Source organism: Pseudomonadota bacterium (genome assembly GCA_036141575.1).
In the GTDB taxonomy this organism is placed as follows: domain Bacteria; phylum Pseudomonadota; class Alphaproteobacteria; order UBA2136; family JAPKEQ01; genus JAPKEQ01.
The window spans coordinates 1-21,403 of sequence record JAYZXF010000019.1; the positions used below are offsets into that span (position 1 = coordinate 1).

At 44.8% G+C, this 21,403-nt stretch carries 32 protein-coding genes; 22 read left to right on the forward strand and 10 right to left on the reverse strand.

What is annotated here, in order from left to right:
• A partial coding sequence (locus tag VX730_09480) for a response regulator (protein MEC9292619.1) occupies window positions 1–1,132 on the forward strand: 1,132 nt, incomplete at its 5' end.
• A 2-nt stretch (window positions 1,133–1,134) separates the two neighbouring features.
• Here VX730_09480 and VX730_09485 read toward each other — a convergent pair.
• The 3 genes from VX730_09485 to VX730_09495 form a co-directional block, all read right to left on the reverse strand.
• Window positions 1,135–1,686, reverse strand: a complete 552-nt coding sequence (locus VX730_09485) for a thioredoxin family protein (GenBank protein MEC9292620.1) — start codon at window positions 1,684–1,686, stop codon at window positions 1,135–1,137.
• Between the two features lie 115 nt (window positions 1,687–1,801).
• Window positions 1,802–2,623: an oxidoreductase gene (locus VX730_09490; protein MEC9292621.1), complete on the reverse strand. Its 822-nt coding sequence runs from the start codon at window positions 2,621–2,623 to the stop codon at window positions 1,802–1,804.
• A 15-nt stretch (window positions 2,624–2,638) separates the two neighbouring features.
• Window positions 2,639–3,190, reverse strand: a complete 552-nt coding sequence (locus VX730_09495) for a TetR/AcrR family transcriptional regulator (GenBank protein MEC9292622.1) — start codon at window positions 3,188–3,190, stop codon at window positions 2,639–2,641.
• A gap of 294 nt (window positions 3,191–3,484) precedes the next feature.
• Between VX730_09495 and VX730_09500 the strand changes: the two genes are divergently transcribed.
• From VX730_09500 to VX730_09545, 10 genes are all read left to right on the forward strand, one after another.
• Window positions 3,485–4,801: an outer membrane protein transport protein gene (locus VX730_09500; GenBank protein ID MEC9292623.1), complete on the forward strand. Its 1,317-nt coding sequence runs from the start codon at window positions 3,485–3,487 to the stop codon at window positions 4,799–4,801.
• A 200-nt stretch (window positions 4,802–5,001) separates the two neighbouring features.
• Window positions 5,002–5,403, forward strand: a complete 402-nt coding sequence (locus VX730_09505) for a hypothetical protein (GenBank protein ID MEC9292624.1) — start codon at window positions 5,002–5,004, stop codon at window positions 5,401–5,403.
• A gap of 352 nt (window positions 5,404–5,755) precedes the next feature.
• A complete protein-coding gene (locus VX730_09510; GenBank protein MEC9292625.1) occupies window positions 5,756–6,931 on the forward strand; it encodes a DUF4105 domain-containing protein in 1,176 nt (391 codons plus the stop codon).
• 70 nt (window positions 6,932–7,001) lie between these two features.
• Window positions 7,002–7,622 carry a class I SAM-dependent methyltransferase gene (locus tag VX730_09515; protein ID MEC9292626.1) on the forward strand — a complete coding sequence of 207 codons (621 nt, stop codon included), beginning with the start codon at window positions 7,002–7,004 and terminating at the stop codon, window positions 7,620–7,622.
• Window positions 7,623–7,627: 5 nt separating this feature from the next.
• Entirely contained in the window at window positions 7,628–8,389 is a 762-nt protein-coding gene (locus tag VX730_09520) for a DUF1489 family protein (GenBank protein MEC9292627.1), read from the forward strand.
• Between the two features lie 27 nt (window positions 8,390–8,416).
• Window positions 8,417–9,046 carry a hypothetical protein gene (locus VX730_09525; GenBank protein ID MEC9292628.1) on the forward strand — a complete coding sequence of 210 codons (630 nt, stop codon included), beginning with the start codon at window positions 8,417–8,419 and terminating at the stop codon, window positions 9,044–9,046.
• Window positions 9,043–9,651, forward strand: a complete 609-nt coding sequence (locus tag VX730_09530) for a DNA-3-methyladenine glycosylase I (protein ID MEC9292629.1) — start codon at window positions 9,043–9,045, stop codon at window positions 9,649–9,651. Before VX730_09525 ends, VX730_09530 begins: the two co-directional genes overlap by 4 nt.
• Entirely contained in the window at window positions 9,648–10,199 is a 552-nt protein-coding gene (locus VX730_09535; GenBank protein ID MEC9292630.1) for a YgjV family protein, read from the forward strand. The genes VX730_09530 and VX730_09535 overlap by 4 nt, the downstream gene beginning before the upstream one ends.
• 44 nt (window positions 10,200–10,243) lie before the next feature.
• Entirely contained in the window at window positions 10,244–10,666 is a 423-nt protein-coding gene (locus VX730_09540) for a hypothetical protein (GenBank protein MEC9292631.1), read from the forward strand.
• Window positions 10,667–10,767: 101 nt separating this feature from the next.
• Window positions 10,768–11,328, forward strand: a complete 561-nt coding sequence (locus VX730_09545; protein ID MEC9292632.1) for a hypothetical protein — start codon at window positions 10,768–10,770, stop codon at window positions 11,326–11,328.
• Window positions 11,329–11,382: 54 nt separating this feature from the next.
• Here the strand turns inward: VX730_09545 and VX730_09550 are convergent, their stop codons facing one another.
• The 5 genes from VX730_09550 to coaD (VX730_09570) form a co-directional block, all read right to left on the reverse strand.
• Complete coding sequence (locus VX730_09550; protein ID MEC9292633.1) at window positions 11,383–11,790, reverse strand: hypothetical protein; 408 nt, start codon at window positions 11,788–11,790, stop codon at window positions 11,383–11,385.
• Between the two features lie 293 nt (window positions 11,791–12,083).
• Window positions 12,084–12,566 carry a bacterioferritin gene (locus tag VX730_09555; protein MEC9292634.1) on the reverse strand — a complete coding sequence of 161 codons (483 nt, stop codon included), beginning with the start codon at window positions 12,564–12,566 and terminating at the stop codon, window positions 12,084–12,086.
• A gap of 144 nt (window positions 12,567–12,710) precedes the next feature.
• Entirely contained in the window at window positions 12,711–13,208 is a 498-nt protein-coding gene (gene coaD / locus VX730_09560; protein MEC9292635.1) for a pantetheine-phosphate adenylyltransferase, read from the reverse strand.
• Between the two features lie 87 nt (window positions 13,209–13,295).
• Window positions 13,296–13,709 (reverse strand): methylated-DNA--[protein]-cysteine S-methyltransferase, encoded by a 414-nt coding sequence (locus VX730_09565; GenBank protein ID MEC9292636.1) that lies wholly within the window; start codon window positions 13,707–13,709, stop codon window positions 13,296–13,298.
• Window positions 13,710–13,715: 6 nt separating this feature from the next.
• Window positions 13,716–14,198 carry a pantetheine-phosphate adenylyltransferase gene (gene coaD, locus VX730_09570; GenBank protein ID MEC9292637.1) on the reverse strand — a complete coding sequence of 161 codons (483 nt, stop codon included), beginning with the start codon at window positions 14,196–14,198 and terminating at the stop codon, window positions 13,716–13,718.
• Between the two features lie 138 nt (window positions 14,199–14,336).
• On the opposite strand from coaD (VX730_09570), the gene VX730_09575 reads away from it, so the two are divergent.
• The 11 genes from VX730_09575 (at window position 14,337) to VX730_09625 (ending at window position 20,095) form a co-directional block, all read left to right on the forward strand.
• Window positions 14,337–14,669 carry a hypothetical protein gene (locus VX730_09575; protein ID MEC9292638.1) on the forward strand — a complete coding sequence of 111 codons (333 nt, stop codon included), beginning with the start codon at window positions 14,337–14,339 and terminating at the stop codon, window positions 14,667–14,669.
• A 9-nt stretch (window positions 14,670–14,678) separates the two neighbouring features.
• A complete protein-coding gene (locus tag VX730_09580) occupies window positions 14,679–15,008 on the forward strand; it encodes a hypothetical protein (protein MEC9292639.1) in 330 nt (109 codons plus the stop codon).
• Window positions 15,008–15,391 carry a hypothetical protein gene (locus VX730_09585; GenBank protein MEC9292640.1) on the forward strand — a complete coding sequence of 128 codons (384 nt, stop codon included), beginning with the start codon at window positions 15,008–15,010 and terminating at the stop codon, window positions 15,389–15,391. The genes VX730_09580 and VX730_09585 overlap by 1 nt, the downstream gene beginning before the upstream one ends.
• 116 nt (window positions 15,392–15,507) lie before the next feature.
• A complete protein-coding gene (locus VX730_09590; protein ID MEC9292641.1) occupies window positions 15,508–15,894 on the forward strand; it encodes a hypothetical protein in 387 nt (128 codons plus the stop codon).
• The gene (locus VX730_09595) at window positions 15,875–16,672 is read left to right on the forward strand and encodes a hypothetical protein (protein MEC9292642.1); all 798 of its coding nucleotides are present in this window, start codon (window positions 15,875–15,877) and stop codon (window positions 16,670–16,672) included. The genes VX730_09590 and VX730_09595 overlap by 20 nt, the downstream gene beginning before the upstream one ends.
• 133 nt (window positions 16,673–16,805) lie before the next feature.
• A complete protein-coding gene (locus tag VX730_09600) occupies window positions 16,806–17,315 on the forward strand; it encodes a hypothetical protein (protein MEC9292643.1) in 510 nt (169 codons plus the stop codon).
• A gap of 15 nt (window positions 17,316–17,330) precedes the next feature.
• Complete coding sequence (locus VX730_09605) at window positions 17,331–17,507, forward strand: hypothetical protein (protein ID MEC9292644.1); 177 nt, start codon at window positions 17,331–17,333, stop codon at window positions 17,505–17,507.
• A gap of 143 nt (window positions 17,508–17,650) precedes the next feature.
• The gene (gene plsX, locus VX730_09610) at window positions 17,651–18,739 is read left to right on the forward strand and encodes a phosphate acyltransferase PlsX (GenBank protein ID MEC9292645.1); all 1,089 of its coding nucleotides are present in this window, start codon (window positions 17,651–17,653) and stop codon (window positions 18,737–18,739) included.
• Window positions 18,740–18,824: 85 nt separating this feature from the next.
• Window positions 18,825–19,019: a hypothetical protein gene (locus tag VX730_09615; protein ID MEC9292646.1), complete on the forward strand. Its 195-nt coding sequence runs from the start codon at window positions 18,825–18,827 to the stop codon at window positions 19,017–19,019.
• Between the two features lie 99 nt (window positions 19,020–19,118).
• Window positions 19,119–19,502: a hypothetical protein gene (locus VX730_09620; GenBank protein MEC9292647.1), complete on the forward strand. Its 384-nt coding sequence runs from the start codon at window positions 19,119–19,121 to the stop codon at window positions 19,500–19,502.
• A 368-nt stretch (window positions 19,503–19,870) separates the two neighbouring features.
• Window positions 19,871–20,095 (forward strand): hypothetical protein, encoded by a 225-nt coding sequence (locus VX730_09625; GenBank protein ID MEC9292648.1) that lies wholly within the window; start codon window positions 19,871–19,873, stop codon window positions 20,093–20,095.
• Between the two features lie 45 nt (window positions 20,096–20,140).
• Here the strand turns inward: VX730_09625 and VX730_09630 are convergent, their stop codons facing one another.
• Together VX730_09630 and VX730_09635 are read right to left on the reverse strand one after the other, a co-directional pair.
• Window positions 20,141–20,470, reverse strand: coding sequence for a hypothetical protein (locus VX730_09630; GenBank protein MEC9292649.1), 330 nt, complete (start codon window positions 20,468–20,470; stop codon window positions 20,141–20,143).
• A gap of 99 nt (window positions 20,471–20,569) precedes the next feature.
• Complete coding sequence (locus tag VX730_09635; GenBank protein MEC9292650.1) at window positions 20,570–21,298, reverse strand: SDR family NAD(P)-dependent oxidoreductase; 729 nt, start codon at window positions 21,296–21,298, stop codon at window positions 20,570–20,572.
• Between the last annotated feature and the right edge of the window lie 105 nt (window positions 21,299–21,403).

The window sequence follows — 21,403 nt, forward strand, 5'->3', positions numbered from 1 at the left end:
GATCCGTTTTGAAGTGGAAGATAACGGCATTGGTATTCCTCTCGATAAGCAAGAAAGCATTTTTGATAACTTCACACAGGCAGACTCTTCCACCACCAGAAAGTACGGCGGTACAGGCCTAGGGCTCGCAATTTGTAAACGCTTCGCGCATATGATGGGCGGTGAAATTGGCGTGAACAGCGAAGACGGCAAAGGCTCCCTCTTCTGGATGGAGATTCCATTTAATAGAGACAGTGCGATTCTAAAAGAGCCAGAAATGCCTGTTATGCCTTCACCTGAAGCTGTGAGAAAAGTGAAAGATCAAAACGTTCTGATTGTGGATGACTTTAAAGCCAACCAAGATGTACTGGTTGAATTCCTCACAAGCTGGGGTATTTCATGCCACGCTGTCAGCTCTGGTAAAGCCGCGCTTCGCGCCATTGAAGACGCGGAAAAAAATGGTGAGCCATACACCCTCGCCCTTGTAGATTACATGATGCCTGAGATGGACGGAGAAGAACTTCTCCAACGTATTAAAGAACGTGAGACATCAAAAGATATGCCGCTTGTTATGGTGACGGCTGCATATAAAATTAAAGATGCCAACCGCGCTATTGCTATGGGTTTTGATGATTACATTCTCAAACCTGTTTATGCCTCTGAGCTGATGGATAGCATGCTAAAAGTCCTGTCTCTGCCAAACCCTGCCCAGAAGAAAGATATACGCCATATCCCTGCCCCTGAAACCAATGGCCATACAGGTGAAAAACCACGTGTGCTTATTGTAGAAGACTCTCAAGTGAACCAAATGGTCGCAGAAGCGATGGTGAAACAGCTCGGCTGCGAAGTGCAGATTGCTGAAAACGGTATTGTAGCCCTTGAAGAGTATGAAAAAGGTGGTTACGAGTTTATCTTTATGGATTGCATGATGCCTGGCATGGACGGCTATGAAGCCACCCGTGAGATTCGACATATCGAAAGCAAAACTGGCAAACATATCCCCATTATCGCCATGACAGCCAACGCCATGGAAGGTGACAAAGATAAATGCCTCAAAGCAGGTATGGACGGCTATATTGCCAAACCTACCCGCAAAGAAGACATCAAACTCGCGCTAGACAAATACGTGTTCACCTCAGCTGAAAGTGAATAGATTTAACTCGTCCACTTAATAGAGCAGCCCATGCTTGGTAGTTGATCTTTTGGTCCCTCACCTGTTTCCGCAATTTGGCGCATTGCATTAAGAAGCTCTGGCGTACGCTCAGAACTATCCGCATTCGGGCGACTGTCATCTAAGCGACCACGATATTGAAGTTCGCCTTTTGCGTTAAAGCCAAAGAAATCAGGCGTACAAATCGCGCCGTAAGCTTTTCCAACAGACTGATCTTCATCAACAAGGTATGGAAACTCAAAACCGTGCTCAGCTGCAAACTTAAGCATATTTTCAGGAGAATCCGCTTCGTAGTCTCGGTAATCATTCGACATCACCGCAAGCACATTAATACCTTCTGCCTTCAGGGCTTTAGTATCTTCTGCAAGTTGAGCCGCAATACGCTTTACATATGGGCAGTGGTTACAAATAAACATAACAAGCAGCCCCTTTTCACCTAGCTGCTCACTCATCGTAAAACTCTCACCCTTGGCATCTTTCAATGTAAACTCTGGTGCTTTCCAGCCAAAATCACAGATCGGTGTATCAAGTAGCATGTTTTTTCCCTTTTCAATAAATACCCCAACAGCATATCAGACTCCCCCTCTTCCCAAATGAATTTTTTCAAAACAAAAAAAGAGGAGCATTAGCTCCTCTTTTTTTGAGGTAAAGCTACTTCATCATGTTCATCAGAGCTCGATCATAAAAACGATCACCAAGCCATTTACGCATAAGCATCATAGGCATCGCATACTTACCTGCAACGTAACGTGTCTTTGGCTTTTTAGCACGAATTGCTTTCAGCACAAGATTAGTAATCACGCTTACTGGTGAACCTGCTCCTTTTTCATATTCAGCTTTAAACATTTCATCTACTTTATGTGCCATATTGCTGTAAGGGCCGTTTCCTGAACGCTCCATCATTGGGCCAGAAACCACATCACCAAATTCCGTTACAATGGCACCAGGCTCAATAATGACAACATCAATACCAAACTGCTTCAGCTCCACACGTAAACAATCTGACCAGCCTTCTAGAGCGTGTTTAGTGCCAACATACCAAGCGCCCAACGGCATATATACTTTACCAACCATTGATGAAATATTGATAACTTTACCCGCCTGCTTACTGCGCATGTATGGAAGCACCAGCTGAGTTAGCCTCGCAAGACCAAACAGGTTCACTTCAAATTGGTAACGCGCATCTTCAATGGTTGTATCTTCTACCGAACCGTAAGAGCCAAATCCTGCGTTATTAATAAGGACATCCACACCGCCATGCTCTTTAGAAATGGTATGAACAACAGATTGAACATCTTCTTCTTTGGTAATATCCATCTTAAGAGGATGTGCACCAAGCGCCTTCAGGTCTTCCATGTTTTCTACACGGCGCGCTACAGCATAAACAACCATACCTTCACCTAGAAGAGCTTTTACAAAGTCCTTCCCCATACCAGCTGATGCACCAGTTACAAGAGCGACTTTCTGTGTCATTGTTCTGTTCCTTTCCTAGCGGCAGATCACGCGGATCGCAATTGCCATTTTCTGTTTAAACTCGTCTGCAGTGTCACTGTTCTTCATAATGCCTTTTGCTGTATGATACAGTGTTTCAGAGACAAGGATTGGATCCACTGCGTCAAAAACTGTCAGCTCTTCTGACAAGATCACTTTCATCACAATATGTTCAAGCTCATTCTTCTTTTGACCAATATTTTCTGAAGCAACCGCCTCAATTTCAGCGAGAATTTCGGCAGCTTGAAGGGAACGATTCAAAATCTCAACATGCTGACCACACCAAATATGGAAAATCATTAAAAGCTTTTCTGTAAAGGGTAGATCGTTATCCTTCACCACACGCTCACACTCTTCAATGGAGTAAGCAAACACATTATCAACAGCCATTTTAAAGAGGGTCTCTTTGTTTTTATAGCGCTGATAGAGTGTCTGGCGAGATACGCCCACTGCCATTGCAATATCGTCTAAAGAGGTTTTACGGTACCCGTACTGCAAGAACACATTCACTGCGCCGAGAAGGATGGGGTCTAGCTTTGTTTTATCCATATTACAAACATTACCTCATTTACAACTTATATACATACTGTAAAGTTAGTAACTAACACTTTCAAGCCCTAAGTAACATTTTTTGTCTTTTTGGCAACAATGCCCCTTTTTTTGTGTCTGACAGCCCACAACCCTTTGTTTTCTATCAGACCCCCGTATTTCTAGGCTTCTTTGCCCTTTTTGGCTCTATCAACTTAATCTTGAACCGTGTTTTGTATTTGCAGAGTATTTTCCAAGGCTAGTAAACTGAATACAGTTTTAAAGAACATAATAAAAAAGAATAGGATACTGGTTATGGCCTCACGCTTTTCTTCTAAAGCTGCGCGTTACCTAACTTGTCTGGCGCTTGGTATGGCGGCAGCATCAACGTCTCATGCAGCAGGGTTTCAACTTAAAGAACAAGGTGCAGATATGCAGGGTACCTCTTTTGCAGGTGCAACAGCTAAGGGTGATAACCTCAGTACGCTCTTCTTTAACCCAGCAGGTATGTCTCGCTTCAAAGGTAACCATGGTGGTATTAACTTCAGCCTGATTCGCCCTGAAGCTGAGCTGAGCATTTCCAACATTTCATCTTCTCTGGGCGGGGGTACAAACTTCCCATCAGCAACAGACAGTAACGGTGGTGATGCTGGTACGCTTGGTAAGGTGCCTACAATTTACGGTGTGATGGATGTCAACGACAAGGTCAACGTAGGTATTGCCATTACGGTTCCGTTTGGACTGTCTACACAGTACGACCCAAACTGGGCTGGACGTTACTACGCGCAAACATCTGAAGTTGAAACAATCAACATTGCGCCAACTCTCTCTTATAAGGTTTCTGATAAACTTGCCCTTGGTGCAGGTGTACAGGTTCAACATACCAAAGCACGCCTTACAAACGCTGTAAACATTGACGCAGTTGTTGGTGGTGGTGCTCCTGATGCAGACTCTGAGCTTAAAGGAGACGATACGTCTTGGGGCTTCAACGTTGGGGCTTTGTATGACTTCAACGATGATACACGCTTTGGTATTTCATACCGCTCACGTGTTCACCATGAACTTGAAGGGGACATCAACCTGACAGGCGTTCCTCTTGCTCTTGCAGGAGTTCCAACACTACAAGACGCAGATGCGAAAGCGAAGCTTGTCACGCCAGATAGCCTCTCTATTGGCCTCTTCCACCAAATGAATGAAAAGCTTGCTGTGATGGCGGATGCCTCATGGACAAACTGGTCTCTCTTTAAAGACCTTATTGTACAAAACAAATCCAACAACCTTGTGCGCCAACATGTAGAAGAAAAGTGGAATGACACATACTTCTTCTCACTTGGTGCTGAGTACAAGTACGATCCTAAAACAACGCTACAAGCGGGTATTGCTTACGATAAAGGTGCTGTAGATGATGACTACCGCACGTTCCGTATTCCAGATACAGACCGTTACTGGCTCTCAGTAGGTTACCAACGTGACCTAAGTGACAAAACACAGTTTACTGCTGGGTTTAGCCACATCATTGCACAAGATGCAACTGTAACAGAAGACGCCAACACACTTAGAAATGGTTCTATTTCAGGAACATTCCACTCGAGTGTAAACATCCTATCGCTTGGTCTTAGACATAAGTTCTAAGAACCTATCTCAAGAAAAACGCCTCTTTTAAGGGGCGTTTGTGTTTTCACATATCGTTTGTGTTTTCACATATATTTATGACAACCCATAACAAGAAAATCCCTCGAAGAATAAAACTATAAGTTGCTCAACTTATAGTAAATATGCTAAAAGCATTCTCAATTCAGACACAGCTAATTTAGACATGGAAGAGTTAATACATGAAAAAGTTTTTCTTATCTGCAGCACTTGCAATCACATTAAGTGGTTGCTCAGTATTCATGGCAGCGAAACAACCAGACGCTAAAAACCTAGATTTAATGGCAGCCGGCACACCAAGGGCTTTATTACTTGCTGAGTTTGGGCTACCAATTGTGAGTGAAGAGCAAGATGGTAAAAAAGTTGAAATCTTTAAATTTGTTCAAGGGTATAGCGCAGGGGCAAAAGCTGGAAGAGCTGTATTTCATGGCGCAGCCGACATTGCAACTCTAGGCTTATGGGAAGTAATTGGCACCCCAACAGAAGGTGTCTTTGATGGAGATGAAGTCGTATATCAAGTTACATATAATAAAGATAACATGGTAGAAAGCGTTATCCCTCTTAAAGCAGATAAAGCATTTTAATGCCAGATAGAAATAAGATGTGAAGATTTTAATTTACATTACTCTACTAGCCTCTCTTATTTCAAGAGAGGCTATTTCATATGCAGACGAATTATTTTTTGATAATCAAAGCTTATATCAAGAGTGGCTTTCCATACTTCACTACAAGAAAGGCAAAAGCCTTATACGAGACCCTAAATTCTTTATTTCACCTCAAGGCCACAATAACCCACTCGAAGAGCTTGAAGCGATTAAGTCTCTCTACAAAGAAGGAAAAGAACAAGGTTTTATATGCTCATTCCCTTATCGATTTAGCTGGGTTGAAAAACATATATTAAAGCAACGAAAGAGTAGCTACACTCACTGTAAACATTTGAACAGTTACTTAACAAATGTCAAAAGCGACAATTTATCCGTTGTCTTTGTTGAAGAGAAACAACCTTCACTGACTTCATCTATGGGGCATGTATTTTTAAAAGTCGGTAAAAAGCAAAATACTGCGCACTCCCTCACTTACTCTGCAAATTTATATACACCTATAAGTGCCATCAAGCACTCTTTAGCTTTGCCATTTACCGGTGCAGACGGCCTCTTTATTTTAGAGCCTTACAAAAAGCGTGCAGATGTCTATCAGCGCGAAGGCCGTACACTGCAAACCTTTGAGCTTCCCCTCACCCCAGAGCAAGTGAAGTTTGTTACGCTCCATATTTGGGAGATGAAGGGTATAAATGTGCATTACTCTCTTAAGGATCAAAACTGTGCAAGCGCTTTAGCATCCATTCTGATGGTTGCAGACCCTAGCTATCAGGACTTGCTCTACAAACCATTTTTAACGCCTTATGACATGATGACACGCTATGAAGCCCAGCAAGGCAAAGCCAAAACACTTGTTAAACACAGCCCTGCTTCAAGCGTAGCTTACAATATTGGTAGCCGTGATGGAATGACGTTCCAAATGCTTGAGTTTGCACCCGCATATAACGCTATTGATGAAATCAATACAGGTTACGGCAAAGAGGTAGACACAAAACTCTTTACCCCTAAGATTCGTCTCTTTGATGATATGGAACGCCTAGAACTTGAGAGGTTTGACCTTTACTCTTCTCGCACATTCATTCCAACAGACCTGCAAGATTTTAAAGTCTCTCGTTACTCTGAAGTTTCTTTTGAAAACTCAATTGACGCATCTGATGTGGTTTCACCATCCATCAAATTTGGGCTTGGTATAACCGCTAAAACGCGCCTTAAACATAAGTTCATGCCTTATGTGTATCTGACAGAAGAGTATAAACATTTTGAGGATAAGCATAACGCGGCCCTTGTGCCTGAGGTCGGCTTTTTCTCATACCTTGCAGAGAACACAAAATTTTCAGCCTCTGCCAAACGCTACATGAATAGCCATGAGAATGATAAAGAGAGCGAAATTTCAGCACGCCTGAACCATTATTTCTCACCCAAACTTGGTGTACGTGCAGAATGGACATCAACACATACACCTGAAGACACTCATCTCGGCACACTTCAATTTGGCTTCAGATATCACTACTAAGCAGTTGCCCTTCTGCGCGCAAGGTTTATAATAACCGCATAATCAATGCATGCGCTGAAAGGGCCTTCTCATGAACAATACAGAGTTTTGGAACAAAGTCTCAAAAGGCTATGTGAAGAGCAAAATTTCAGACATCGAATCTTACCAAACTAAGCTTGAGAAAACACAAGAGTACTTCACCAAGGATATGGACGTTCTTGAAGTGGGAAGCGGCACAGGCATGACAGCAGTCATTCATGCTCCACATGTAAAGCACTACCACGCGACAGACCTTTCTGAAGGCATGCTTGCCTTTGCACAAGAGCGCATTGATGAGGCAGATCTTAAAAACATTACCCTTGAAGCTGGCGCCGTTGAATCTCTCAGCGTAGAAGACGGCAGCAAAGACGCTGTACTGGCCATGAGCCTCCTTCACCTATTAGATGATCCAGAAGCTGGCATTCAGCACATTCATAAGTACCTCAAAAAAGATGGCCTCTTCATCAGCAGTACCATCTGCCTTGGTGATAAGATGAATTACTTTAAGCCCCTCTTTCCACTTATGAAGTTGGTGAAATACGCGCCATCAGTTGTGCACTTCTTTAAAAAGAAGGAACTTGTTAGCATGATTGAAAACGCAGGATTCAAAATTGAATATGACTGGCAACCGGGCCCTAAAAAAGCAGCCTTTATTGTCGCGCGAAAACGCTAAACATTATGAAACCTCATTTTGAGTTTAGCGCCCCCGTTTGGAAATCTTCTGGCAAAGCAGCTTGGCATTTTGTAACCCTGCCCAAGGAAGAAGCTGACTATATCCGCGACCTCAAAGCAGGCCTTAAAGGCTTTGGCATGGTTAAGGTGGTTGCACAAACTGGTGATTTTAGCTGGGAAACATCTATTTTTCCTGATACAAAAACAGACTCATACCTGCTCCCTGTTAAGGCAAACATACGCCGTAAAGCAGGCATTGAAGACGGCCAAACCCTTAACATTAAGCTCACGCTTAAAAATGTAGATGTACAGATAAACAAAGGCACAGATATGCAACCGATTAACCTTATGAAACTTGTTGTTGGTATTGATACGCTTGAAGACTTTGAAGCCTGGCAAAAGCAAGATGTTGTCACTTTTGAGGGTAAAAAGGTAAACACGGTGCATACCCGTAACATGCCTAAACAAGCCGAAGAAATTCTTGCTTCTGGTGGGTCTATTTACCGCATCATGAAAGGCACCATGTACTGCCGCCAACAGATTGTGGGCTTTAAACAGTACGAAACTGAGAACGGTAAAAAGTGTATTATTTATACAGATACCAAGGTGATTCCAACACAGCCACTTCCTATGCGTGCCTTCCAAGGATGGCGTTACCTAAAGCCAGAAAACACGCCTGCTGATTTAGACGCGATTGCCTCAGGTGAAGCGAGACTCAGCCATGCACAAGAAGAGCAAGCCCTGCGCGAGCTTGGGCTGCTTGACTAACAGGCTTTCTGCCCCTATATAAAGGGCATGCCACAGATTGATTCATACACATTTTTCGCTATTGCTGCTGTTGCCCTTGCAACCGCACGCTACGCCACATACTTTTACACCATGTACAAAGGGGAAACCAAACCCCACGCCTTCAGCTGGCTGCTTTGGGGTGTTGTCACTGGTATTGGTACCCTTGCTCAGTTTGAGCTTGGTGCAGGCCCTGCAGCTTGGGCCCTTGCCTTTGTTTCTATCACCTGCCTGATGATTTCTGGCCTTGCCTTTTTTGTAGGTGAAAGAAACTACGCCCGCAGAGACTGGGTGGCACTTATTGTGGCAGCGTTTGCCATCCCGCTCTGGAAGATCACAGACAACCCAACACTCGCCATTGCGCTTGTGGTTGGCATTGATGCCCTCACCTACTACCCAACATTCAGAAAATCATTCAACAATCCGCAAACAGAGCCGCCAATCTCATTCTTTATTGCGGGTAGCAGATACTTCCTCATGATGTTTGCTGTCCCTGATCCAACATGGGCGACACTCATGTACCCCTTCTTTTTAATGGCAACAGATTGGGCCTTTGCATTCTTTATTGTTATAAGACGCTGGCAATTAGGGTATCCTTTACATGAATATGCAACCAAAAAGGCTCCTGCGACATCATGACAGACGCAACAAAAGGATTTTACGCCCACACAAGCGATGACGGTAAACTCCGTTGTTTTGGTGGCAAACCAGGGCAAGACCTTTACGCAAAATATCATGACACTGAATGGGGCACCCCTCACCATGATGACAGGCACCTGTTTGAAATGCTGGTTCTTGAAGGCGCACAAGCAGGCCTTAACTGGGAAACGATTCTTAAAAAGCGTGAAGGCTACCGTAAGGCTTTCCATAACTTTGACGTAGAACGCGTTGCGGCAATGACAGACGCTGAGCTTGAAGACCTGCGCCAAAACCCTGAGATTATTCGCAACAAACTGAAGATTAACTCTGCGCGTAAAAACGCACGGGTATTTATTGAAATTCAAAAAGAGTTTGGTAGCTTTGATGCCTACCTTTGGGCCTATGTAGACGGAGAAGCCATTGTGAATGATTGGCCAACATTTAAAGATGTGCCAGTCACCACACCTATTAGCGACGCCCTTTCTAAAGACCTTAAAAAACGCGGAATGAGCTTTGTTGGCAGTACAATTATGTACGCTTACATGCAGGCTGTTGGACTGGTTGTTGACCACCCTAAAGGCTGCTGGAAGTATCCACACGCATGAGTTTTGAATTCTTTGCACAAGCTGTTGGCTTTCTTGCCTTTACCATTGGCGTATGCGGCTACCAGTTCAAAGATCAAAAAAAGCTTTTCACCACTTGGATTATTGCAGATAGCATCTGGACCATTCACTATATTTTAATTGCTGCCACCACACCTGCCCTTGCAGTCTCTGTTGCTGCGATACGTACGGCGCTAGTAGTCTTTATCTTCCCACAATACAAAAAGCAACTGATTGCCCTCGCCATGGCCTGTATTACAGCTTTATGTATTTGGGGTGGAGACGGACATATTGGTAGCTACCTCCCAATTCTAAGCGCGCTCTGTTACAGCCTTGCCACGTATTATAATGAGAGCTACTACAAAAGCCGTTTCTTCGCAGGAACAGGTAAAATTATCTGGATTGCGATTGGTATTTATTTCGTCTCTTACGCAGAAGTTATAGCCTCTTTGGTTGGCCTTACGTCTATTCTCATTGGTGTTTATCGCCATCAATTCCATAAAGCTTCTCTTTTAACGGCGCCTTCTCTTTTAACGCTTTCAAATCAATGATATAATCAAACCAACAAAAATAATAAATAAGAAAGAGACACATAATGGACTGTCTTAAAAAGTGGATTCTTCCTGCGCTGATTGCGTTTGGTTTTGTCTTCGTTTACGAAATGTTTATGCATGGACAATGGCTCATGCCTGACTATCAAGAAACAATGCACCTGTGGCGCGCACCTTCAGAAATGAAAGAGCTTGGCCATTACGGCATGGTTGCCTCTCTCATCAGTATGTTTGTTTTACTTAAAGTTTTCAAAATTGGTTACCAAGGTAATGGTATGGGCGAAGGCCTACGTTTTGGCGCTCTCATGGGTGTCATTTTTGGTCTCAGTGCCTTTTCTGTATATGTACACATGCCAATTTCAATTGAGCTTGCAAGCAAATGGTTTGGTGTTGAGTTCATCAAATACATTGGTGTGGGTCTGATCTTTGCTTTCACAGCAAGCAAATGCCCAATCTGCAGCAAGTAATCACTTGTCGTATGAAAAGCCTCCCATAGGGAGGCTTTTTGTTTACACTTGTGACGCGCCCCATAAAACATCAGGGTTTATAAATAAAGGGTGAATTTCTCATGAAATATCTATTGAGCATGCTGACAATTTTTGCAATGTTTAACACTGCGCATGCATTTGATTACAAAAGTCCTGAAGGTCAAGCATTACGCAAAAAGCTAGAAGCCTCACAAGCTATGGCAAAAAAATACCAAGCCATCTCTAATGATGTCTCCAAGAATGGCGAAGTTTCACCTGAAAACATGCAAGATATGATGCAAGTTTTTGAGGGCATGATGGATAGCTACGGCGTTACATCTCCTTACCTTGCTGACGCACAAAAAATTACTGCAAGCTCAAAAGAGTATAATGCCTGCGTTGATAAAGCTGAAGGCGCTGGCACAAGTGAAGCCATCATGAACTACATGCTCCAACCAAACTCTATGGACTTTGTCAAACGTGCCTTAAATGGCGCAAAAAGATACTGTGAGGCAAACTTGAGAGATCAAGCACAAACATATCTAGATCGTAATATGGATAACTTTATTCAGCGTAAATTTCCAAGACAGTTCAATACACTTAAACGCTGCGAACAGCTTTCATCCTATCAAACAGCCAAACAACATCCTTGCGATGTATAGCGCATAAAAAAGAAGCCCCCAAACGGGGGCTTCTTGCTACTCGATTATGAAGGCTTACTTGCGGCCGTTACCACCTTTACCATGGCCGCCACCGTTACCTTTGCCATGACCGTGACCGTGGCCTTTTTCGCCACCTTCATCATTGTTGGCACCGTGGCCTTTACCGGGGCTTTTGCCTTCCGAGCCATTTCCATGACCGTTATTGCCTTTGCCTTTACCGCCGCCAGAGCCTTCGCCCTCACCGCCGCCGCCAGAGCCACCGCCCTCACTGCCGCCACCAGAGCCACCACCCTCACTGCCGCTGCCAGAGCCACCGCCCTCACTGCCGCCGCCAGAGCGATCACCATGATCAGCTGAACAGCTGCCAGAGTAATACTTGATCTCAGGGTTACATTGTGTACGGGGGGCACCACATGCTGTTAAAGCAAGCAGGGCTACAGAACATACAAGTACTCTTTTCATGGCTTAGTTTCCTTTTTACCATGATGTTTGGTTGGGGGTTAAAGTACAGAAAGGTAAGAAAACCAAACATAATTCTTTACCTTAAGGGGTTTTGGAGCCATTCGCTCCCACACACACGCTAGTTAGCCCCCACGCAGATGTCCCATTCTTTATGCAGGACACCCGTATTACAAAACGTTAACAGATCACTCTTAAACTTTTGAAGAGATAGGAACTTTCATAGGTCATATCAAGCCCTTAATATAAAAAAAATAAAACCGCCCCGTAGGGCGGTTTCATTTTGTGTTTACCACTTACTCAGCAGCACCAGCATCTGCCATGTGGTGCATCACAAAGTTCGGCTCGCCAATACGCTCAATCAGGTCAAGCTGGCTTTCGAGCCAATCCATATGGCCTTCTTCATCAATTGCGATTTGTTCAAAGAGCGCACGTGTACCTACGTCCCCATCTTCAAAAGCTTCTTTTGCGGCCTTTGTATAAAATACAATAGCGTCTTTCTCATCCTTCAGGTCGCTTTCAAACATATCTTTTAGAGATGTTGCTTTATGTGGCTCATTTGCAGGACGTACATCAGGCACCTGCTTAAGGAACATCATACGCTCCATAAAGCTATTGGCATGGCCAAGCTCTTCATGCATTTCTTCACGCATTTTTTCTGCGAGTTTCTCTAGGCCCCAATCATCCAACACATGGGCATGCAGCATGTATTGATGCATAGCAGTGAGTTCCATTTCTAGCGCTGTTTGTAGGTTCTCTAAACTTCTTGAACGGTTCATCATATTCTTTCTAATCCTTGTTATGTTGCATCACATTATGCCCTTACTTATAGCATAGTTCTCCAATGAGTACAACACAGGTACCATTTAAAAATGACATATAAAAAAGCCCCCGTAAACAGGGACTTTTTCATCGTTTTTTTCTTAGTGCCCAAAGCGCTTGGCAATAAGCTTACACTCCAAGGCCTCTTCTATATGCGCAGGCAAATAGCGGCTCACATCTCCGCCATGAATGGCAATTTCTTTGATGCTGCTGCTGGCATAATGCAGTTGGTCTGCACGGCTCATTAGAAACACGGTTTCAATATCAGGCGCTAGCTCTGTGTTGAACTGCACCATATTGAACTCAAACTCAAAGTCTGAGGTAGCACGCAGGCCGCGTACAATATGTTTTGCTCCAACTTTACGGACTTCATCAACCAATAGACCATCAAAGGCCTGTACGCTAATGTTAGCCATGTCAGGGAACGTATCCTCAATCAAAGCAATACGCTCTTCAGGCGTAAAGAGAGGCGTTTTCTTTCCGCTTTGCAGCGGAACAAAAATCACCAGTTCATCAAAAAGCTTTGCACCGCGCAACGCGATATCTTTATGCCCATTCGTGAACGGATCAAAAGTTCCAGCAAATACTGCTCTATTCATGTGAGTTCTCACTCTGTTAGAAAAAAGAAAGGAAGGTATTTGATACCCTCCTTCTAGCAATGCTGCATACATTATGCAATAAATTTCTTAGAGCACGCCTTCAAGCTTTAAGAGAATTTCTTTGGTTGAAATACCGTCTCCAGCACTAAAGCCTGTCATCTTTCCAGAGCTTCCAATCACACGATGACACGGGATCAAAATTGGAACAGGATTGGCACCAACTGCGCCACCAATTGCACGGGGATGACTCCCAACTTCTTCAGCAATATCTTTGTAGGTTTTTGTCGTACCATACGGAATATTTAGAAGGGCTTTCCACACCTTTTTCTGGAACTCAGTCCCATCAACTTCATATTCAAAGTCAAAAACTTGACGCTCTTTATTAAAGTATTCACTTAACTGAAGGTACATCTCTTCAGGCATGTTTCCTTCTGCCCAATCTAGCGTGCAAATCTTGCCATCTTTTTCTGTAATACTAAGTGTACCGACAGGTGTTTGCATTGCTGTTTATGCCTTCAATTTTTCATCAAGAGCGACCTTGATATTGGCTGGCACATAACGGCTTACATCACCGCCGTAACGAGACACTTCTTTCACATGCGTGCTTGAAATATGCATGTGCTCACCACTGCTCATCAGGTACACTGTTTCACGGTCACTATCGAGTTCACTGTTAAACTGGCGCATCACAAATTCATACTCAAAGTCAGATGTTACACGCAGGCCACGAATCATCACTTCTGCATCTTGTTGCTTGGCAGCTTGTACAAGCAGCGTATCAAACGAGCAAACGGTTACGTTGGGTAGATGCGCTGTCGCGTCTTCAATCATCTTCACGCGTTCCTGCACATTAAACATGGTTTGCTTTTTACTATTATGGGCAGTCACAGCCACCACAACAGAGTCAAACATGTTGGCACCACGTTCTGTAATATCCAGGTGACCATTGGTAAATGGGTCAAATGTTCCTGGGAAAATCGCTTTTTTCACGAGCCAGTTTATCCTTATTATTGGTTCGCCTAAACCATATCAGAGATTCAATTTCAATTGCACAAAAATAGTGAGCCTGATACTGTGCCCCCATAACAAACACCTTTATCTTCCTTTCTCACTTACAGGCGCATGTCTATGACCATTCCAACACGTCGAGACATCGAGATATTTTTGAGCGCCTCTAACCTCAACAATATCTTTGATCGTCTCTTTCCAAGCATGCGGAATCGGCACTTTCGTGCTTATCCCGTCCAGACCCAAAACGGTTACTCTGTTGAAGTGTACTGGTATTGCTTCACACGCGATCAATGCTACCCACTCAGTCACAAAATTTCCCAAGACATGAAAAAAGCTTGGCAGGCGCAGATCTTGCCCAGCTTACAAGAAACTTGCGAGATTCAAATTGGCGCACGCATTTTACGCATTCGCTTCTTTCATCGCAAAGGATACGTTCACATCCCACCATAGGAGACCCACATGAACGACACACCCTTCACCACCTTTAAAGAAAATGAAGCCCTTGCGACTTCTGACCTCTTTAAAGAGCAAATTCGAGACAACTGTCCTCAAATGAAAGGTCGCCCCTTCTTTTTGATGCTGGACCATTGTCCCTGCCCGCACTGCAACACGCCCATCATCATTGTCACTTGGCGCCCTTTCAGAGACAGCGACCCGCTCGATAATGTGCTGGAATATGCCCTTTGGGTAGACAGCGAGCTTCCGAAGGATCTTCCGCGAACTCTTAAGGTTCTCATTGATGGTCAAGAAAAGCAGGTCTGCATTAACCACAGCAAAGGGGTTCAGTGATGTCCAGTCATCCCCCTTATATGAAACGCTCTGAAGAACTAGAGCTGATGGGAAACCCTGAAGTTTTCCATCAGATTCTCATTGCCTGCCGCCCCTTGCGAGATCACTACATGCAACTGTGTGCAAGTGGCCGCAAAGACGGTGTGGTTGGTTTTTTGTACGTAGACTGGCACTGGGCCACTTCACCGCGTACAGGGCGACCAGAAGAGCACCGAGAGGCTGTTTCTCTGCTTGTACAAAACCTACCTGAACGGACGATCCGCGATGAGGAACGGAAATGGAGCACAGATATGCGCCCCTTCCTTCTCCCCTCTTTTGTGGATATCTGGCTAGGTGATGGCTACAAGCGCATTCTCTTGCATCACCGCAAGATTGGCCTTTAAACGATATAAATCCTCCAGCTTTGTCTGGGGGATTTTTGTTTGACACCACCTCTTTCAATCGATAAAACCATATGCATCAACTCATCTTTTTCTCTTTTTTAATCGTGAGGTACACCATGCCATCTCCTGATGCACTGACCCTTCATGAAATGTTTGCCGCTGGCGCAGACTTTGCAGAAGCTCTTGAACGTGCTGTTGCCGAGACAACGTACGAAAAGCAGCTTTATATGATCTCGCCTGACACGACATTTGATACACCCATGCTGAAAGTGGTGTGGTCTTGGCAGCGTACAGATACCATTCAGTACAAACTGAGCCCGCATACCATTGAGCAAAACTCATCTGATTGGCCCTGCCCGCCCATGCCAGCAGACCTGCCGACAACCATTTCTGTAGAATGGCGCGGCGAAACCTATGAGATTTCGCTCATTCATACGCGTACATCTGGCACAGAGCTTTATACAGATGAAGCGAGCCCGTTCTATGTCACGCCCACTGAGTAAGCTGACTGTTCAACAAGCAGAAGAGCTCTCCAAGGACGCCGACAGAATTTGGGCCATATTCCCAAGTATGCGCAATCATGCTTTCCATACTCAAGTAGATCCCAATGGCAGACCCGATGGGCCTGTCATTCACATTTACTGGTATGGCATATCGCATGTCTCTGTGCAGAATACTTCCATCCCTGATCGCTGGCTCCTTCAGGAGCATGAGTGGTGGGATGCAAGCATTCTGAAAAGCCTTCCTCCAGTGGTGAGACTTACAACATCTCTGGAAGATTTCCACGCTTATTCTCTCGAAGATAAAAAGCTTCTTCTGGAGATTAACCCACATTTGCTACCACTCACATTTACCGAGAACACGCAAATTGGATTCTTTCAACACCACTTAGGTGAAGAGGTTCACCGTTTCTTAAGGGAGGAGAAACCCATGCCGACAGAATGCACGATTGGCCAAGCCAGATATTTGGCAAAGCAGCTGAATGAAATTCACTCGATGCTACAAACGCTGTTTCCCAGCATGCAAAAATTCAATGCAAGCTGCCGCGTAACTGGCCTCAAAGGAATTCCAGTGATTATCGTCACATGGACTCCTGGTGGCGGTTTGCCGCAAGATGCCAAGCTCACCCCAAAGATTATTCAGGAAATGAATACGAACTGGGAGGAGCGCCATCAAGAGGTTCTGGACGATTTGCCAACATTGGCGCATATCAAACGGGGGCGCCCGAAAAAGCTAACCACCTTTACCTTCCGTCATCAGGCGGGGTATCTGGAAACTTAAAAGCTCTCATTTAAATCGATTTAAAAGCCCCTCCACTGGGGCTTTTTTATGGCCTACAGCTTGACATCCCGCTCCCCTTCACCCATACACCTCATTATCATCTATCTTTCTTATTCCCTTTATTGGAGGTTCTATGACCACAATTGCTATCGTCACAGGTTCCGAGTCCGCTTTGACCATTTTGCAAGCCCTGCGGCAAGCAGACATCATTGTTCAAAGCAAATCCACCCTGCAAGACCTCATGAGCGAGCATCCAGAACTGTTTCAGGATATTGAAATGGAACTCATGGATGCAAACCAGCTCAGTGAGGGCGATATCCGAGACATCATCCTGCGCCTGCATGATGATGCCGTGAGCGTTCTTGATCTTGAAGTCGCCAAGCTAGAAGAACAACGCGCCGAAGCTGAAGAAATGCTGGAGATGCTCTTGGGATACCCCAACAGCCTTGAACACATTCTTTTGACTCCGGACCGCTACACCTACGGCTGCCCTGATGTCTACGAAGTTTCACTCAAAGACAGCATCAGCACCCACCCCACATGTGCCGGCCCTGCAGACATGCACAGCACAATGCAAGCGCAACCACGCTTGTCTCACCGCGCACAATTCCCCTTCGTGCCCTCACGGCACGGCAACCGCTAAGAAAGGAGGCCATCTATGAATGGCTGGACTATTTTTCGCATACTTCTCGGCCTTGCTCTCATCGCAGGCGGCCTTGCTCTCATCACTGCAGGATGGCTGGTTACAGGCGCCATCCTGACTGTCCTTGGCATCATCTGCCTGTTTCCGCAATCAGCGGAACTGTTCACATGGGTCGCAATTTTCTGGGATTAGCACAGAATATAACAATCGAATAAAAGGCACCCTTCTGGGTGCCTTTTGCATGATGCGCACTCTTTTATCTTGCATCTCTCCCCTCCACCGCATATAAACATGTATACAAACAATCTTTTCTCTCTTTTCTACAGGAACGTCACATGCCTCCTTTCGATTCTATCGGTGGCAATGCTCCACCGCAAAACATGGAGAAGATCGTGATTGCGATTGATGCCATGGGTGGCGACAATGGTCCTGCTGTCGTGATTGATGGTATGGCGAAGTCTGCCACTAAAAACCCCAACATTGCTTTTGTCTTGCACGGCCCTCAAGCAGAACTTGAGCCTCTGGTCGCCAAGAAAAAAGCCCTAAATGGCCTTGTGTCTTATGCCGACGCTTCTGGCGTTGTCACCATGGACGACAAACCCACTAAGGTCATTCGTCGCAAAGATACATCCATGTACAGTGCCGTTGATTCTGTGCGTACAGGCACGGCTCATAGCGCCGTCTCCTGCGGGAACACAGGAGCGCTTATGGCTCTGAGCACATTGCGGCTGCGCAAACTGCCTGGTGTTGATCGCACAGCGATCTCCATTCTCTGGCCATCTCTGAGCCCACAAGGCTTTAATGTGATGCTTGATGTGGGTGCCGATGTACAAGCTGATGCGAAAAACCTGCTACAGTATGCCCTTATGGGCGCCTCTTACGCACGCTACGGCCACGCTTTAGAGCGTCCGCGTGTTGGCCTGCTGAATATTGGCACAGAAGAACACAAAGGTCGTCCTGAGCTGCAAGAAGCTCATGGACTCATCACTGAGTTTGCCGATAAAGCTGGCTTTGAGTTTGTTGGCTTTGTGGAAGGAAAAGACATTCCACAAAACAAAGCAGACGTGATTGTGACCGACGGCTTTACCGGTAACGTGGCCATCAAAACAGGTGAAGGCACGGCAAGTGTCATCGCAAGTGAGCTGAAAAAGACGTTTCAACACTCTATTTTGTCTCGCTTGTCTGCACTACTGGCTTATACACCGCTGCGCCGCTTCAAAAAGCGCTTTGACCCACGTCGGGCCAATGGCGGTATCTTCCTTGGTCTCAATGGTACCGTGGTTAAATCCCACGGCGGTGCCGATGCAACAGGCGTGAGTGCAGCTATCAAGCTTGCTTTCACACTCGCCGCTTCAGACTTTTCTGAAAACGTTGCAAGCCAAATTGCAGCCTCTGCTGAACTCACTGTGAATGCAGAAGAATAAACGATACAAGAACAAGCCTCCTACACGGGGGCTTGTTTTTTATATTTTGTGCCCCATAACTCTATAAACTTAAAGGGAATTGAACATGGAAAAAGCTGCCATTATTGCTTATCAAATGAAAGAGTTTCACAGGCTTGCCTGCCTTCTTGTTTGCATTTCAGCCTGCCTTGCAGCCGCTTACCTCTACATGACCAATCACCCTTATATGGCATCTGGTCTCAGTGTCATTGCCTTCAATAATTTCGCAATTTTTATTTTCTATAGCAAAATTTTCAAATAATTCTTGCCAAGCTCTTTTTAAAAGCAGATCATTTTCGGGATTAAAAACTTTATTCCCTTTTCACTCTAGCAACAGGATATCCTGATGTTCTCAATATTCATGGCTAAGCCGTACATTCTTCTCAAGCTCGCAATGCTTGCAAAGAAGTACAAAGCCGCTTTTTTCACCCCGGTTTACAACCAGTATGACAAGCAGATTGTTGCGCGTTTTTTCAGAACCAAAGAAGAAATGACGCACTATCAAAAAACTGCTGACAAAGACGGTGTCTTCAAGCCCTCTTTCTTCTTCTTTGATATGAGCCAGCCTATCGGCGCGCAAATTATCAGCTGCTTTGAGAAAGAAATGCCAAAGCTGGCAGAAAACCGTGACCGTCTGATGCGTTTTCTTGGCGCACCCAAAGATTGGAAAGAGCGTTACCAAGCCCTTGTGGACTATTTCCGCAAAATTGGCCACGCTTCAGAGCTTCCTGCTCTCCCTGCATGAAAGCGAAAATAAAAAGCCTCCATATCTGTGGGGGCTTTTTATTGTAACTTAATCAAAAATCTAATAAAATTTTGTGTATTCAGAACACCTTCTTTCCCCTTTCCCTCATGGAGACCTCTATGGATCTTCTAAAATATGCACCTTCTCTATGCTTTTTTATTGCAGGCATGGCTTTTTTCCGTGGTCAGCAAGTTTCTCTAGGACTGGTATACCTAAGTCTGGCTTGGCTTTACTTTGTTTTAGGCATTACAGGCATATTTGGGTAAAAGCTTAAACCCTCACAAGCTTTTTATTGCAATTCCATAAAAAATTGAATACAATCCCATTGTTCATCATCTTACATCCCTCTTACCACAAGGAGAATCCCCATGCGGATCCTGAACTCTGTCCTGACAACTGTTTCGTCGATCCTTTTGTTTTTTGGTATCCTTGGTGCCGTAATGGCCGGCGCTGACAGTAACCTGCCCGCCCAGCAGGCCTTTGGCCTTGCCGCAGCTGGTGGTTTTGTGATTCTGACGCTATGTATCATCGGCAACTTCCGCCACAACGCAAAAATGCGCAAAGCTGCTGCGGAACCCACTAACGAAGAATAAACCGACAAAGAAAAGCCCCGCAGATGCGGGGCTTTTTGATTTCGATTAGGCGCGTTCATGTGTGAAAAAACTATCTTCACCATTCCGGCGTTTATAGCCCATGATCGTGACGAGCTGTCCTTGAGAGTAAGATTTAAACTCTTCAAGAAACATATCCAGATCATAAACTTGACCATCTGCCTCAACAGTCATGCGATAACAAGGCCTGCCGTCATACCAATGTGATTCAACACGCTTATCCAACAGGGTTGCCGTCTTTTTAATTGGCTGAGATTTATCATGCTTTTTCATGTACTCAATGTACATATCACGCACAATAAAAAAGCCCATACCACCCAAAACGGCAGCAATCATCAGTGTTTCAAGAGTTGTCATGAGAAGCTCCATCAAGAAAAGAGAAAGATTGTGTACAACAAAACACTACTCCAACACAAGGTAATGAGCAAGCAAAAACCCAGCATCGCAGGGCTTTTCTTATGCCATTTTTGCCAGTAAAGACCGAGGCATACATTTAAGTAAAAGCGCGATAATAAACCAACGCTTGGTGATATAAGCCACTTTACGTTTTTGTTTCATGGCTTTCATAATATCCTTTGCTGCAACCTCTGGAGAGACCATCCAAAAAATACCTTCACCTTGTGCCATGGCCGTATCCACAAACCCTGGGCGAATATCTGTAATATGGATGCCTGCTTTTTCTTTAATACTTCTGCCATATAGGCCTTCCATGTAGTTACTAATCGCAGCTTTACTTGCGCAATATGCAGGTGCACCACCAGAGCCACGCAGTGCCGCAATAGAGGATATGCCCACCATATGGCCATAACTTTGTGCTTTAAACAGGTTATAGGCCGCTACAGCCACAGCAATAAATCCACATACATTTGTACTGATGGTTGCGACTTCTTTTTCCAAATCAAGCTCATCAGTTAAAAAGCCAACGCCCGCATTATTAAAGAGCACATTAACCCCGCCCAGCTTTTCAGAAATCTCATGAATCACAGATTCAACTTTATTTGTCTCTATGACATCGAGCTGAGCCACATGCACCGCATCTGCTCCAAGCTCCACCTTCAAAGCTTCCAGTTTATCCATACGTCTTGCGCAAATACCAACCGTATAGCCTGCACGTACAAGCTCCCTTGTAAGCGCCGCACCTATTCCTGAAGAGGCCCCAATAACAATTGCTGTTTTCTTTTCCAATATATGTACTTTCTATAAATAAACCCCGCGCATGCGGGGTTTATTGTTTAAGTTATGCTTTAGGCGTCAGTCGTTTCCGCTTCAGGTGTTTCAGCTGTTTCAGAA

Excerpts from the sequence above, each read along its gene's own strand:
- VX730_09485 (MEC9292620.1), bottom strand. The coding sequence starts at position 1,686 with ATGCTACTTGATACACCGATCTGTGATTTTGGCTGGAAAGCACCAGAG.
- VX730_09490 (MEC9292621.1), bottom strand. The coding sequence starts at position 2,623 with ATGACACAGAAAGTCGCTCTTGTAACTGGTGCATCAGCTGGTATGGGG.
- VX730_09495 (MEC9292622.1), bottom strand. The coding sequence starts at position 3,190 with ATGGATAAAACAAAGCTAGACCCCATCCTTCTCGGCGCAGTGAATGTG.
- VX730_09500 (MEC9292623.1), top strand. The coding sequence starts at position 3,485 with ATGGCCTCACGCTTTTCTTCTAAAGCTGCGCGTTACCTAACTTGTCTG.
- VX730_09505 (MEC9292624.1), top strand. The coding sequence starts at position 5,002 with ATGAAAAAGTTTTTCTTATCTGCAGCACTTGCAATCACATTAAGTGGT.
- VX730_09515 (MEC9292626.1), top strand. The coding sequence starts at position 7,002 with ATGAACAATACAGAGTTTTGGAACAAAGTCTCAAAAGGCTATGTGAAG.
- VX730_09520 (MEC9292627.1), top strand. The coding sequence starts at position 7,628 with ATGAAACCTCATTTTGAGTTTAGCGCCCCCGTTTGGAAATCTTCTGGC.
- VX730_09525 (MEC9292628.1), top strand. The coding sequence starts at position 8,417 with ATGCCACAGATTGATTCATACACATTTTTCGCTATTGCTGCTGTTGCC.
- VX730_09530 (MEC9292629.1), top strand. The coding sequence starts at position 9,043 with ATGACAGACGCAACAAAAGGATTTTACGCCCACACAAGCGATGACGGT.
- VX730_09535 (MEC9292630.1), top strand. The coding sequence starts at position 9,648 with ATGAGTTTTGAATTCTTTGCACAAGCTGTTGGCTTTCTTGCCTTTACC.
- VX730_09540 (MEC9292631.1), top strand. The coding sequence starts at position 10,244 with ATGGACTGTCTTAAAAAGTGGATTCTTCCTGCGCTGATTGCGTTTGGT.
- VX730_09545 (MEC9292632.1), top strand. The coding sequence starts at position 10,768 with ATGAAATATCTATTGAGCATGCTGACAATTTTTGCAATGTTTAACACT.
- VX730_09550 (MEC9292633.1), bottom strand. The coding sequence starts at position 11,790 with ATGAAAAGAGTACTTGTATGTTCTGTAGCCCTGCTTGCTTTAACAGCA.
- VX730_09555 (MEC9292634.1), bottom strand. The coding sequence starts at position 12,566 with ATGAACCGTTCAAGAAGTTTAGAGAACCTACAAACAGCGCTAGAAATG.
- coaD (MEC9292635.1), bottom strand. The coding sequence starts at position 13,208 with ATGAATAGAGCAGTATTTGCTGGAACTTTTGATCCGTTCACGAATGGG.
- VX730_09565 (MEC9292636.1), bottom strand. The coding sequence starts at position 13,709 with ATGCAAACACCTGTCGGTACACTTAGTATTACAGAAAAAGATGGCAAG.
- VX730_09575 (MEC9292638.1), top strand. The coding sequence starts at position 14,337 with ATGACCATTCCAACACGTCGAGACATCGAGATATTTTTGAGCGCCTCT.
- VX730_09580 (MEC9292639.1), top strand. The coding sequence starts at position 14,679 with ATGAACGACACACCCTTCACCACCTTTAAAGAAAATGAAGCCCTTGCG.
- VX730_09585 (MEC9292640.1), top strand. The coding sequence starts at position 15,008 with ATGTCCAGTCATCCCCCTTATATGAAACGCTCTGAAGAACTAGAGCTG.
- VX730_09590 (MEC9292641.1), top strand. The coding sequence starts at position 15,508 with ATGCCATCTCCTGATGCACTGACCCTTCATGAAATGTTTGCCGCTGGC.
- VX730_09595 (MEC9292642.1), top strand. The coding sequence starts at position 15,875 with ATGTCACGCCCACTGAGTAAGCTGACTGTTCAACAAGCAGAAGAGCTC.
- VX730_09600 (MEC9292643.1), top strand. The coding sequence starts at position 16,806 with ATGACCACAATTGCTATCGTCACAGGTTCCGAGTCCGCTTTGACCATT.
- VX730_09605 (MEC9292644.1), top strand. The coding sequence starts at position 17,331 with ATGAATGGCTGGACTATTTTTCGCATACTTCTCGGCCTTGCTCTCATC.
- plsX (MEC9292645.1), top strand. The coding sequence starts at position 17,651 with ATGCCTCCTTTCGATTCTATCGGTGGCAATGCTCCACCGCAAAACATG.
- VX730_09615 (MEC9292646.1), top strand. The coding sequence starts at position 18,825 with ATGGAAAAAGCTGCCATTATTGCTTATCAAATGAAAGAGTTTCACAGG.
- VX730_09620 (MEC9292647.1), top strand. The coding sequence starts at position 19,119 with ATGGCTAAGCCGTACATTCTTCTCAAGCTCGCAATGCTTGCAAAGAAG.
- VX730_09625 (MEC9292648.1), top strand. The coding sequence starts at position 19,871 with ATGCGGATCCTGAACTCTGTCCTGACAACTGTTTCGTCGATCCTTTTG.
- VX730_09630 (MEC9292649.1), bottom strand. The coding sequence starts at position 20,470 with ATGACAACTCTTGAAACACTGATGATTGCTGCCGTTTTGGGTGGTATG.